Annotated in this window: 10 protein-coding genes; 9 read left to right on the forward strand and 1 reads right to left on the reverse strand. The window is 67.0% G+C overall.

Translation table 11 applies throughout. The features are described 5' to 3' along the window. Window positions 1–22 precede the first annotated feature (22 nt). From HNP02_RS30470 to HNP02_RS30510, 9 genes are all read left to right on the forward strand, one after another. Entirely contained in the window at window positions 23–1,900 is a 1,878-nt protein-coding gene (locus HNP02_RS30470) for an ArnT family glycosyltransferase (protein WP_375373724.1), read from the forward strand. 47 nt (window positions 1,901–1,947) lie between these two features. Further along, entirely contained in the window at window positions 1,948–3,228 is a 1,281-nt protein-coding gene (locus HNP02_RS30475; protein WP_375373725.1) for a glycosyltransferase, read from the forward strand. Between the two features lie 37 nt (window positions 3,229–3,265). Beyond that, window positions 3,266–5,155, forward strand: coding sequence for a glycosyltransferase family 39 protein (locus HNP02_RS30480; protein ID WP_184444364.1), 1,890 nt, complete (start codon window positions 3,266–3,268; stop codon window positions 5,153–5,155). A gap of 87 nt (window positions 5,156–5,242) precedes the next feature. Next, window positions 5,243–5,734, forward strand: coding sequence for a carbonic anhydrase (locus HNP02_RS30485; RefSeq protein ID WP_184444365.1), 492 nt, complete (start codon window positions 5,243–5,245; stop codon window positions 5,732–5,734). 52 nt (window positions 5,735–5,786) lie between these two features. Next, window positions 5,787–7,781, forward strand: a complete 1,995-nt coding sequence (locus HNP02_RS30490) for a glycoside hydrolase family 15 protein (RefSeq protein ID WP_184444366.1) — start codon at window positions 5,787–5,789, stop codon at window positions 7,779–7,781. 175 nt (window positions 7,782–7,956) lie between these two features. Continuing rightward, the gene (locus HNP02_RS30495; RefSeq protein WP_184444367.1) at window positions 7,957–8,172 is read left to right on the forward strand and encodes a ferredoxin; all 216 of its coding nucleotides are present in this window, start codon (window positions 7,957–7,959) and stop codon (window positions 8,170–8,172) included. Beyond that, entirely contained in the window at window positions 8,169–9,572 is a 1,404-nt protein-coding gene (locus tag HNP02_RS30500; RefSeq protein ID WP_184444368.1) for an NAD(P)/FAD-dependent oxidoreductase, read from the forward strand. The genes HNP02_RS30495 and HNP02_RS30500 overlap by 4 nt, the downstream gene beginning before the upstream one ends. Before the next feature lie 12 nt (window positions 9,573–9,584). After that, the gene (locus tag HNP02_RS30505; RefSeq protein ID WP_184444369.1) at window positions 9,585–10,895 is read left to right on the forward strand and encodes a cytochrome P450; all 1,311 of its coding nucleotides are present in this window, start codon (window positions 9,585–9,587) and stop codon (window positions 10,893–10,895) included. After that, window positions 10,892–11,932 (forward strand): NAD(P)-dependent alcohol dehydrogenase, encoded by a 1,041-nt coding sequence (locus tag HNP02_RS30510; protein ID WP_184444370.1) that lies wholly within the window; start codon window positions 10,892–10,894, stop codon window positions 11,930–11,932. The genes HNP02_RS30505 and HNP02_RS30510 overlap by 4 nt, the downstream gene beginning before the upstream one ends. 1 nt (window position 11,933) lies before the next feature. On the opposite strand, the gene HNP02_RS30515 is transcribed toward HNP02_RS30510, so the two are convergent. Next, window positions 11,934–12,323, reverse strand: a complete 390-nt coding sequence (locus tag HNP02_RS30515; RefSeq protein WP_184444443.1) for a PaaI family thioesterase — start codon at window positions 12,321–12,323, stop codon at window positions 11,934–11,936. Window positions 12,324–12,424: the final 101 nt, after the last annotated feature.

Below are 12,424 nucleotides of genomic sequence, written 5' to 3' on the forward strand. Positions count from 1 at the left end.
CCAGGTCCGTGAGAATCAACCGGTGACCGCCGTACTGCCGCGCGCATCGACGCCTGCCGCCGACTCCGACGAGGAGACCGTGGTGCGGCCCCGCGTCGGCGGGCGCGAGCGGGTGGCATTCGGCGTATTGATGGCGGTCACCGCCGCGCTCTACCTGTGGAATCTGTCGGCCAGCGGATGGGCCAACGCCTTCTACTCCGCCGCGGCGCAGGCTGGTGGACAGGACTGGACGGCAATGCTGTTCGGATCCAGTGACGCCAGCAATGCGATCACGGTCGACAAGATTCCCGCCGCGATCTGGGTGATGGACCTCTCGGTGCGCGTTTTCGGGCTGAGCTCGTGGAGCGTGCTGGTGCCGCAAGCGCTGGAGGGCGTCGCCGCGGTCGCGCTGCTGTACGCCGCGGTCCGGCGCGTCTCGGGTCCGGGGGCGGCCCTGCTGGCCGGCACGGTGTTCGCGCTGACACCCGTCGCCGCGTTGATGTTCCGGTTCAACAATCCCGATGCGCTGCTGGTGCTGCTGCTCGTCGCTGGCGCGTACTGCGTGCAGCGCGCGTGTGAGCGCGACGCCAGCCGGTGGTGGCTAGTCGGGGCTGGGGCCGCGGTGGGTTTCGGCTTCCTGGCCAAGATGCTGCAGGCGTTCCTGGTGCTGCCAGGCTTCGGGCTGGCCTACCTGATTGCGGCCGCCGTGCCCCTTCGCGCCCGCGTACTGCGATTGGCAGGCGCCCTGACCGCGCTGATCGCCTCGGGTGGCTGGTATCTGCTTCTCGTCGAGCTGTGGCCGGCGTCGGCGCGCCCATACATTGGCGGCTCCCAGAACAACAGCATCGTCGAACTGGCCTTGGGCTACAACGGTTTCGGTCGCCTCACCGGCAACGAGCCCGGCGGCCTCGGCAACATGAACTTCGACGTCGGCTGGGGCCGTCTGTTTGGCAGCGGCATGGGCGCCTACATCGCCTGGCTGCTACCCGCCGCGCTGGTGTGCCTGGTCGCCGGACTGCTGCTGACCCGCCGGGCGCCTCGCACCGACGCGCAACGTGGCGCATTGATTTCGTGGGGCGGCTGGCTGGTGGTCACCGCTGTCGTGTTCAGCTACGCCAACGGCATCGTGCACGCGTACTACACCGTCGCTCTGGCACCCGCCATCGCCGCGGTGCTCGGAATCGGGGCAACGCTGTTGTGGCGCAATCGTTCCGATGTCCGGGCGGCGACGGCGATGTCGGCCACCGTTGCCATCACCGTTGTCCTGGCCGCCGCCCTGCTGACCAGGCACGGCGACTGGCTGGACTGGTTGCGTCTCCTCATCGCAGTCGCGGGGGTGGGCGCTGCGGTGCTGCTCCTGGTCGTCGCGCGACTGCCGCGACGAGTGGCCCTTACCGCGGCCGGACTCGCCATCGCGGCCTGCTTGGCTGCGCCGACGGCCTATACGCTCGCGACGGTGGCGACGCCGCACAGCGGCGCCATGCCGTCGGTCGGACCGGCGCGCGGACCGGGTGGGTTCGGTGTCATGGGCGGCGGGTTGCTCGACAGCCCGGTGCCAGGAGCAGGCTTGTCGGAGCTTTTGACCGCCGACGCCGACCAGTTCACGTGGGCCGCGGCGGTCGTCGGATCCAACAACGCCGCGGGCTACCAGTTGGGCAGCGGGGCGCCGGTGATGGCGGTCGGCGGGTTCAACGGCACCGATCCATCGCCGACGCTCCAAGAGTTTCAGTCCGACGTCGCCGCAGGGAAGATCCACTACTTCGTCCGCGGCCGGGTGATGTTCGGAGGGTTCGGCGGTCACGACAACGGCGGCAGTCGCGCGGCCGCCGAGATCGGCGAGTGGGTCGAGACTCACTACACGCCGCTGACCGTCGACGGCACCGTCGTCTACGACCTCACCGCAGCGCCGAAGAACTCATAGGCGGCGCATAGCTGGCGCCAACGGTTGCCACACAGCACCGGCCGACCATGAATCTCATGACAGACATCGCCTTCTCCGAAGCCCTTCGCCCCGACGCCGTTTCGATGCGTCGCTTCGGGTCCCGGCCCAACGCCGCGCTGGCGGCAGCGGAACTCGGCGTACCGGTGCTCGACGTGGTGGTTCCGGTCTACAACGAGGAGGCGGCGCTGGCCGACTCGGTGCACCGGCTGCACCGCCATCTGCGGGACACGTTCCCGTACCCGGTGCGCATCACGATCGCCGACAACGCAAGCGTCGACGACACCCCGCGCATCGCCGCGGAACTGGCCGCCGAACTCGTCGACGTCCGGGTGGTGCGCCTGGAACTGAAGGGTCGCGGTCGCGCACTGCATCAGGTGTGGTCGGAGTCCGACGCCGCCGTGTTGGCCTACATGGACGTCGACCTGTCCACCGACCTCGCCGCGCTGGCCCCGCTGGTGGCCCCGCTGATCTCCGGGCACTCCGATCTCGCGATCGGCACCCGGTTGAGCCGTGGTTCGCGCGTCGTACGCGGCGCCAAGCGCGAGATCATTTCGCGCTGCTACAACTTCATCCTGAAGTCCACGCTGTCGGCTCGGTTCTCCGATGCCCAGTGCGGCTTCAAGGCCATTCGCGCCGACGTCGCGCACGGGTTGCTGCCGCACGTCGCCGACACCGGCTGGTTCTTCGACACCGAGCTGCTGGTGCTCGCCGAACGCAGCGGACTGCGGATTCACGAGGTGCCTGTCGACTGGGTCGACGACCCCGACAGCCGGGTCGACATCATCGCCACCGCGACCGCGGACCTGAAGGGAGTGGGGCGCCTGCTGCGCGGCTTCGCCAGTGGCTCCATCCCGGTCAACGCGATTGCCGCCCAACTGGGTTCGTCACGCCGGTCGGCCGCGCCTGGCTCGCTGTTCCGTCAGGTGGTCAGGTTCGGCGCGGTCGGTGCCGCGTCGACGGCCGCCTACCTCGTGCTGTTCGTGCTGCTGCACGGCTGGATCGGTGCGCAGGCGGCGAACCTCGTCGCGTTGTTCGTCACCGCGATCGGAAACACTGCGGTCAACCGGCGGTTCACGTTCGGCGTCACCGGCGGCGGCAAAGCCGCGCGCCACCACGTCGAGGGGCTCATCGTCTTCGCCATCGCGCTGGCCATCACCAGCGGCGCGCTGGCCGTCTTGAACGGCGTCGTCGACCAACCGCAGCGATTGGTGGAGCTGACCGTGCTGGTACTGGCCAACTTGGTCGCCACCGCCGTGCGCTTCGTGTTGTTGCGCGGCTGGGTGTTTCACCCCCGACGTGCCCGCTAACCCTTCCCCTTCGTCAAACCAGAGACCCGAGGAAACGATGACCACGATCACCGTAGACGTCCGTCCGGACGCAGCCGACGAACCCGCGGCCGTACCGGACCCGCGATGGGCCCGACCCGGCCTGCTCGCCCTGCTGGCCGGTACTGCGGTTTTGTACCTATGGGGCCTCGGCTCGTCGGGCTGGGCGAACAGCTTCTACGCCGCCGCCGCGCAGGCAGGCACCCAGTCCTGGAAGGCGTGGCTGTTCGGGTCGCTGGATGCGGGCAACGCCATCACCGTGGACAAGCCGCCTGCGGCGATGTGGGTTATGAGCTTGTCCGGCAGGCTGTTCGGGTTCAACGCGTTCACCATGCTGCTGCCGCAGGCGTTGATGGGTGTGGCCGCCGTCGCGGTGCTGTACTTCACCGTCAAGCGCAGCAGCGGCCCCGGCGCAGGGCTGATCGCCGGTGCGGTGCTGGCCCTGACGCCCGTGGCGACGCTGATGTTCCGGTACAACAACCCCGACGCGCTGCTGGTCCTGCTGCTCGTCGTTGCGGCGTACTGCACGGTGCGGGCCATCGAGAACGGCAGCACGCGCTGGATGGCGCTGACCGGATGCGTCGTCGGCTTCGCCTTCCTGACCAAGATGCTTCAGGCGTTCCTCATCGTGCCGGGCCTCGCGCTGGCGTTCCTGGTCGCCGCCCCCATCGGCTTGTGGAAGCGGTTGGGCGCCCTGCTGGTCGGCGGCGTCACCATGGTCGTCTCCGCAGGCTGGTACGTCGCGCTGGTCAGCCTGTGGCCCGCGGACTCGCGGCCCTACATCGCCGGCTCCACCGACAACAGCCTTCTGCAATTAGCCTTGGGCTACAACGGAATCCAACGCATCGTCGGTGGCGGTGGCCCGGGTGGCGGTGGCGGTGGCCCTGGTGGCGGTGGCCCTGGTGGCGGTGGCAACGTGTTCTTCGGCGGCGAGCCCGGTATCGGCCGGATGTTCGGCCTGTCCTTCGGAACCGAGTCCTCCTGGCTGCTGCCCGCCGCGATCATCGGCCTGCTTGCCGGGTTGTGGCTGACCTGGCGCACCGCGCGCACCGGTCAGGTGCGGGCCAGCCTGCTGCTGTGGGGTGGTTGGCTACTGGTGACCGGTGCCGTGTTCAGCTTCATGGATGGCACGGTGCATCCGTACTACACGGTCGCCCTCGCTCCGGCCATCGCCGCGCTGGTCGGCATCTCGGTGGCAGAACTCCTGCGCCGCAAGGACACCTGGCCTGCCCGCCTGACTCTCGCGACCATGCTGGCGGTGACCGGGGTATGGGCGTTCGTCCTGCTGAACCGGACCCCGGACTGGTGGCCTGCGCTGCGCTGGGTCGTGCTCTTCGGGTCGGTGATCGTGGCGGCCGTGGTCGCCGTCGGCCTGCACCGGCTGGGCCGCGCGACCGTCGTGGTCGCCGTGGCCGCTGCGTTGTTCGGCCTCGGCGCGACGGCGGCGTACTCGATCGAGACGATGTCGTCCGTACACGACGGGCCGGTGAGCACGTCAGGACCTGCCAAGCAGGACGGCTTCGGCGGCGGCGGTCCCGGTGGACAGGGCCCAGGGGGTCGCGGCGGGGACAACGCCGCGCTGGAGGCCATGGTGCAGGACACCGACAACCGTTGGGCCGCAGCCGCGATCGGTTCGCACACGATCGACCAACTGGAGCTCAAGACCGGCACGTCACTGATGGCGATCGGTGGATTCAGCGGTGGCGACCCGTCGCCCACGTTGGCGCAGTTCCAGCAAGACGTGGCCGACGGCCAGGTGCGGTACTTCATCGCAGGCAACGACAAGGAAGGCGGCCCGATGAACCACCGGACCGGTGTCGCGAACGACATCACCACGTGGGTCGAGCAGCACTTCACCAAGATGGACGTCGGCGGTACTACCGTCTACGACCTGCAGCCGCACGCGTGACGCGGGGATGAAATCAGCCCGATTCGCACCATCGGAATCCGGGTAGCGTCCTACTAGCGTATGTCCGCGATCGTCAGGAGGTCCCACATGTCCGTGACCGACGAGTACCTGAAGAACAACGAGGCCTATGCCGAATCGTTCAGCGGTCCGCTGCCTCTGCCGCCGAGCAAGCACGTCGCGGTGGTCGCCTGCATGGACGCTCGCCTCGACGTCTACCGGATCCTCGGGTTGAACGAGGGGGAGGCGCACGTCATCCGCAACGCCGGCGGTGTGGTGACCGACGACGAGATCCGCTCGCTGGCCATCAGTCAGCGGCTGCTTGGCACGAAGGAGATCATCCTCATCCACCACACCGACTGCGGGATGCTGACGTTCACCGACGACGGCTTCAAGCAGCAGATCCAGGACGAGACGGGCCTCAAGCCGGAGTGGGCGGCCGAGGCGTTTCAGGACGTCGACGAGGACGTGCGGCAGTCGCTGCGACGCATCGAGGCCAGCCCGTTCGTGACCAAGCACGAGTCGTTGCGCGGCTTCGTCTTCGACGTGGCGACGGGCAAGCTCAACGAGGTCTCGCTTTAGCGATGTCACCCGATTACCTCCGCCCGAGCACCCGACGGTCGATGATGTCGACATGGTCCTGCAGAGCACGACGCCCGCGGATGAGAACGGCGCCCCCGTGCGACTCGATACGACCGCGCCGGTGCCCTACGTGGCAAGCAATCCGCGAAATCCGTTTCCGCCGATCGCCGACTATGCATTCCTCTCGGATTGCGAGAACACCTGTTTGATCTCGTCGGCCGGGTCGGTGGAGTGGCTGTGTGCGCCGCGCCCCGACTCCCCGAGCTTCTTCGGCGCCATCCTGGACCGCAGTGCCGGGCACTTTCGGATCAGCCCGTATGGCGTATCGGTGCCCGCGGCGCGGCGATACCTGCCGGGCAGTTTGATTCTGGAGACCACCTGGCAGACCAACACCGGCTGGATGATCGTCAGGGACACCCTGGTGATGAGTCAGTGGCACGACATCGAGAGCAGATCGCGCACGCATCGCCGCACCCCGACCGACTGGGACGCCGAGCACACGCTGCTGCGCACCGTGAAGTGCGTCAGTGGCACCGTCGAGTTGGTGATGGACTGCGAGCCCTCCTTCGACTACAGCCGCATCCCGGCGGGCTGGGAGTACGCGGCCGAGGGATACGGGGAGGCGATAGCCAGGGCCAAGCGTGATCCGGATGCCCACCCGACCCTGCGCTTGACCACCAACCTGCGGATCGGACTCGACGGCAGGCAGGCGAGGGCCCGCACCAGGCTGAAGGAAGGCGACGACGTCTTCGTCGCGTTGAGCTTCTCCTCCAATGCCGCACCGCAGACCTATGCCGAGGCCGCGGACAAGATGTGGACCACCAGCGAATGCTGGCGGCAGTGGATCAACGTCGGCGACTTCCCCGACCATCCGTGGCGGGCCTACCTTCAGCGCAGCGCGTTGACGCTGAAGGGCCTCAGCTACGCGCCGACGGGAGCCATCCTGGCGGCGAGCACCACGTCGCTGCCGGAAACCCTTCAGGGCGAACGCAACTGGGACTACCGCTACTCCTGGATCCGGGACTCGACGTTTGCGCTCTGGGGTCTGTACACGTTGGGCCTGGACCGTGAGGCCGACGACTTCTTCGCATTCATCGCCGACGTGTCGGGCGCCAACGACGATGAGCCCCACCCACTTCAGGTGATGTACGGCGTCGGTGGGGAACGCACCCTGGTCGAGGAGGAGTTGCACCACCTCTCCGGCTACGACAACTCCCGGCCGGTGCGGATCGGCAACGGCGCGTTCGATCAGAAGCAGCACGACATCTGGGGCACCATGCTCGACTCGGTGTACGTGCACGCCAAATCGCGCGAACAGATCATGGAGACGCTGTGGCCCGTGCTCAAGAGTCAGGTCGAGGAGGCCATCAAGCACTGGCGTGAACCCGACCGCGGCATCTGGGAAGTGCGTGGCGAACCGCAGCACTTCACCTCGAGCAAGATCATGTGCTGGGTGGCGCTCGACCGTGGCGCGAAACTCGCAGAACTGCACAACGAGAGGAGCTACGCCCAGCAGTGGCGGGCGATCGCCGAGGAGATCAAGGCCGACATCCTGGCCAACGGCGTCGATGCGCGCGGCGCGCTGACCCAGCGCTACGGCGACGACGCCTTGGATGCCTCGCTGTTGTTGGCCGTACTCAACCGCTTCCTGCCGTCCGACGACCCGCGGCTGCGTGCGACGGTGCTGGCCATCGCCGACGAGCTCACCGAGGACGGACTGGTGCTGCGTTACCGCACCGAGGAGACCGACGACGGGCTGTCCGGCGCGGAGGGCTCGTTCACCATCTGCTCGTTCTGGCTGGTGTCGGCACTCGTCGAGATCGGCGAGATCAGCCGAGCCAAACATCTGTGTGAGCGACTGCTGTCCTTCGCCAGCCCGCTGCACCTGTATGCCGAGGAGATCGAGCCGCGCACCGGACGCCACCTCGGCAACTTTCCGCAGGCATTCACCCACCTGGCCCTGATCAACGCCGTCGTGCACGTGATCCGCGCCGAAGAGGACGACGACGGCTCCGGGGCGTTCCAGCCGGCCAACGCGCCGATGTAGGGATCGGCCGAACCCCCGGCGACCTCGCGCGGTGAGCCGCTCTTTGCGGGAGCGACGACTGTGCTGAAAGCTGCTTTCGGGAGCTCTATTTACCGTACCGTCAGCGCCGTTCCCCCGAATCTCGGGAGCTGCGCTGACCAGCCCTCAGCGCCGGTTGAGAAGGAGCCGATCACGCATGCGCATCGTCGTCGACCTGAATCGTTGTCTGGGATACGCGCAATGCGTCCCGCTGGCGCCGGACGTCCTTCAATTGCAAGGGGAGGAAGCGCTCGCATACGACCCGAATCCCGATGACTCACAACGTCAGCAGGTCGCGCGGGCGGTGGCGTCCTGCCCGGTACAGGCGATCATCGCGGAGATGGATCCGCCATCGGACAGGACGACGAAATGACGACGGCATCGCTCGTCTCTGATCTGGTCACCAGTTTCAAGGCAACGGGTCGCATCGTCATCGTCGGCGCCTCGCTGGCCGGGCTGCGCGCCGCGGAAGCGTTGCGGGACGAAGGATTCACCGGATCGCTGACGTTGATCGGCGACGAGGTGCACGAGCCGTACGACCGCCCGCCGCTGTCCAAGCAGGTGCTGAAGGGTTGGGTGCCCGCGGGTAACACCAAGCTGCCACGCATGCGAGCGATCGACGCCGACTGGCGCCTTGGCGTTGCGGCGACCGGGCTGGACCGTGACAACCACGAGGTGTTGCTGGCCACCGGCGAGAAGGTGCCCTACGACCGCTTGCTGATCGCCACCGGCGTCCGGTCCCGGCAGTGGTTCAACCCAGAAGAGGCCAAGCTGAAGGGCCTGTACACGCTGCGCACCAGCGATGACGCGGCTGAGTTGCAGGCGGCGCTGAAGGCCGGGCCGAAGCGGGTGTTGATCGTCGGGGCCGGCTTCATTGGCTCCGAAATGGCCTCGGTGTGCCGTGATCTCGGACTGGACGTGACGGTCGCGGAGCGAGCCAGCGCACCGCTGGTCGGTGCGCTCGGCGGAGTGATCGGTGACATCGCGGCCAAGATGCAGCGCGACGCAGGAGTCGACCTGCGTACCGGTGTCGCGGTGGAGGCGTTGGAAGGCGACGCCGACGGACACGTCCGGCGCGCGAAGCTCTCCGATGGGACCACGCTCGACGTCGACGTGGTGGTCGCGTCGCTGGGTTCCATCCGCAACGTCGAATGGCTCGAAGGTGCTGAACTCGCCACCGGGTTCTGGGGTGTGGCCTGCGATGCCGGCTGCCGTGCCTTCGACGTCAACGGTGTGGTGACCGACAACATCTTCGTCGCAGGCGATATCGCACGGGCACCACATGTGCTCTACGAGTATCAGTTCATGTCCATCGAGCACGTGGACGCCGCGGTACTGGGCGCCCAGACTGCGGCACACAACATGGTCAACCTCGAGATGGGACGCCGCCCGCACCTGCCGCTGCCGCAGTTCTGGTCCGGGCAGTTCGGCGTCAACATCAAGGGCTGCGGCGTGTGCTCCTTCGGCGACGAGATCGTGTTCACCCAGGGCTCGGTCGAGGATCTCCGCTTCGCCGCCGCCTTCGGCAAGAACGGCCGCATCGTCGGGGCCATCACCTTCAACCACGGGAAGTGGTTGGAGTACTACGCGGCGATGATCGAGCGTTCGGCGCCGTTCCCACCCCCGCCACCGGGATATGACCTGCCAACGGATACACAGGTGATGTCGGCCCGATTCCCGGATCCGCGCGAACCGACCGGGATTCCGGATGTCGTTCTCACCGGCCATGATCCGACGTCGCGAGGCGCCGAATTCCGTCCAAGAGTCCGCTAGAGAAGAGCAGCCATGACAACCGCAGAAACCGCCTGGACCGAGGCGATGCGATACGACAACAGGCACGACCCATACCGGTTCTTCGACGAACTCCGCAAGACGCCCGTCGTACAGGTGGCCGACAAGGTCTACGTGGTCGCCGGCTACCGCGAGCTCCTCCAGCTCGCGCACGACCCCCATGTCAGCTCTGACATGAGCCGCAGCCCCATCTCGGCCAAACCGGCGGCTCACGTGCAACCCGACATCGGCGCCGAGCACATGCAGGCCTATGGCACCGAACCGAGCCTGATCGTGTCCGACCCGGCCAAGCACGACAAGCAACGCAGGCAGGTGATGCGGCACTTCGCGCCACCACACTCCCCAGATGTCATCCCCAACATGGCAGTCGACATCCAGGCACTGTGCAACGACTCGCTAGACGCGATCAAGGCCAAGGGCGCCAACGTCTTCGACGTCGTCGATGACTATGCCTATCCGGTGCCGGTCGCGGTGATCTGCCAGATCCTCGGTGTCCCGTTGAAGGACGAACCCACCTTCCACGGCTGGATCTTCGACTTCATGGCGGGCGCCGACATGGGCCCGGACGCTGCGACCGAAGAAGGCCGGGCCCGCGCGCAAAAGGGCAAGGAAAGTACGGCTGCACTCACGGCCTATATGGCCGAGCTGATACAGGGGTTCCTGACGGATCCACAGGACAACGTGCTGTCGAAGCTGGTGAACGACAAGGACGGTCCGGACGGGCCGATGACACCGCAAGAGGCTGCTGCCAACGCGATGTTGCTGCTGATCGCGGGTCACGACTCGACTGTCAACACGATCGCACACTCTGTGCTGCTCCTACTGCGCAATCCCGAGTCGCTCGAATTGCTCCGCGAGAAGCCAGAACTCATCCCAAAGGCCATCGAGGAGGTGCTTCGGCTGCAGTCCGCAGTTCAGTTCTTCCCAAGCCGCAGCGTGACCGCCGACGTCGAGGTTGGGGGGACCGTGATCCCCGCAGGCTCTGCGGTGCATCTGCTGTATGGCGCGGCCAACCGCGATCCCAAGCGCTTCCCCGACCCCGAGAAGTTCGACATCCAGCGCCAGGACAACCAACACGTGGGCTGGGGCCGAGGAGTGCACAGTTGCGTCGGTGGTCCACTGGCACGACTGGAGGTCAACATCGCGTTGGAGACGTTCCTGAGGCGCGTCGAGAATCCGCGACTGGTCGTCGATCCGCCGCCGTACCGGCAGAACCAGATCTTCCGCGGGCCGCTGCATCTCCAGGTCGAGTTCGACCGGATCAAGGCGAGCGAAGCGACGGGAAAGGGAGGGCCTGACGGGTGAAGGCCTTCCAGTTCGTCGAATGGCAACAGCCTGGCCAACTTCGTGATGTCCCGGTTCCAGATCCTGGGCCGGGGGAGGTGCTGGTCAAGGTCGGCGGCGCGGGAGCTTGTCACTCGGATCTTCATCTCCTCGAAGCTCCGGCCGGGTCACGGTCGTTCACGCTGCCCTTCACGCTTGGGCATGAGAACGCGGGTTGGGTCGAGAAGATGGGGCCTGGCGCAACGGGTTTCGCGCAAGGTGATCCCGTCATCGTGTACGGACCGTGGGGGTGCGGCCTGTGCATGAACTGTCGCAAGGGAATGGAGAACTACTGCGAGACACCGGGAAAGCCGAGCCCGGGCGGCCTCGGTGGCACCGACGGCGGAATGGCCGAATACGTCCTAGTTCCGGCTACCCGCTACCTGATCCCGCTGGGCAGCCTGGATCCGCGTGAGGCGGCTCCGCTTACCGATGCGGGCCTGACGAGCTATCACGCTGTGAAGCGTTCCGTGCATCTGCTGGGACCGGGTTCGACGGCGGTGGTGATCGGTGCAGGCGGACTCGGCCAGATGGCGATCCAGGTGCTCAAGGCGCTCAGCAGCGCGACAGCCGTTGTCGCGGTGGACACTTCCGACGACAAACTGAAGATCGCCAAGGAGATGGGTGCCGATGAGGGGCTGGTGTCCGGCGACGATGCCGTCAAGCGCATCAAGGACATCACCCGCGGACAGGGCGCCGAACTGGTGCTGGACCTGGTCGGCGTCACCCCGACGCTCACGATGGCTGCCCAGGTATCGCGCGTCCTCGGGCACCTCGCCATCGTCGGAGTCGGCAACGCGACCTTGCCGGTCAACTTCAACAGCCCGCCGCACGAGTGCTCGGTCGCATCACCGTTCTGGGGATCGATCCCCGAACTCATCGAGGTCGTCACCCTCGCCCAAGCCGGCAAGATCAAGATGCTCGTCGAACACTTCTCGCTCGACGATGCCGCGCACGCCTATGACCTGCTGCACCACGGCAAGATTCAGGGCCGCGCGGTCATCACGCCCAACGACTGACTCAGCCGACCTTGTAGGTCGCGATCGCCTTCGCGACGAGCTCGCCGTCCGGCGTCACCACGTCGACGTCGCAGTTGACCAGCGACCTGCCCTGCCGCAACACGCGGCCGACGCCGATTAGGTCGGTCGCGCGGGCGGGGGCGAGGAACTGCATCGCCATCGACACGGTGACCCCGCGCAGCGACGGAGCTGCCTCGACGCCTGCCCACGCCGCCGCCATCACGGTGACGTCGGCCAGTGACGCAATGGCGCCGCCGTGCACCATGTCGCCGAGCGTGACGTTCGTCGGGTCCCACGGCATCCGCAGCCGCACCTCGTCGCCGTCGAGCACCTCGGCGACGATGCCGAGCTTGGCGACGAACGGTGACTGCGGGATGAACTGGGCCATGATCTCGGCGCCAGTGGGCGCGGTTGCGGGAAGAGACATGCCTCCAGTATCTGGGGCCGATCAATTACCTGTGGGGTAACGGAGCTGGTCGGCGTGGAGGATGG

Origin of the sequence: Mycobacterium sp. AZCC_0083 (assembly GCF_014202335.1) — a bacterium.
Taxonomy (GTDB): domain Bacteria; phylum Actinomycetota; class Actinomycetes; order Mycobacteriales; family Mycobacteriaceae; genus Mycobacterium.

Bases quoted from the DNA above. Each gene is read 5' to 3' on its own strand.
- HNP02_RS30475 (WP_375373725.1), top strand. From the start codon at position 1,948: ATGAATCTCATGACAGACATCGCCTTCTCCGAAGCCCTTCGCCCCGAC.
- HNP02_RS30480 (WP_184444364.1), top strand. From the start codon at position 3,266: ATGACCACGATCACCGTAGACGTCCGTCCGGACGCAGCCGACGAACCC.
- HNP02_RS30485 (WP_184444365.1), top strand. From the start codon at position 5,243: ATGTCCGTGACCGACGAGTACCTGAAGAACAACGAGGCCTATGCCGAA.
- HNP02_RS30490 (WP_184444366.1), top strand. From the start codon at position 5,787: ATGGTCCTGCAGAGCACGACGCCCGCGGATGAGAACGGCGCCCCCGTG.
- HNP02_RS30495 (WP_184444367.1), top strand. From the start codon at position 7,957: ATGCGCATCGTCGTCGACCTGAATCGTTGTCTGGGATACGCGCAATGC.
- HNP02_RS30500 (WP_184444368.1), top strand. From the start codon at position 8,169: ATGACGACGGCATCGCTCGTCTCTGATCTGGTCACCAGTTTCAAGGCA.
- HNP02_RS30505 (WP_184444369.1), top strand. From the start codon at position 9,585: ATGACAACCGCAGAAACCGCCTGGACCGAGGCGATGCGATACGACAAC.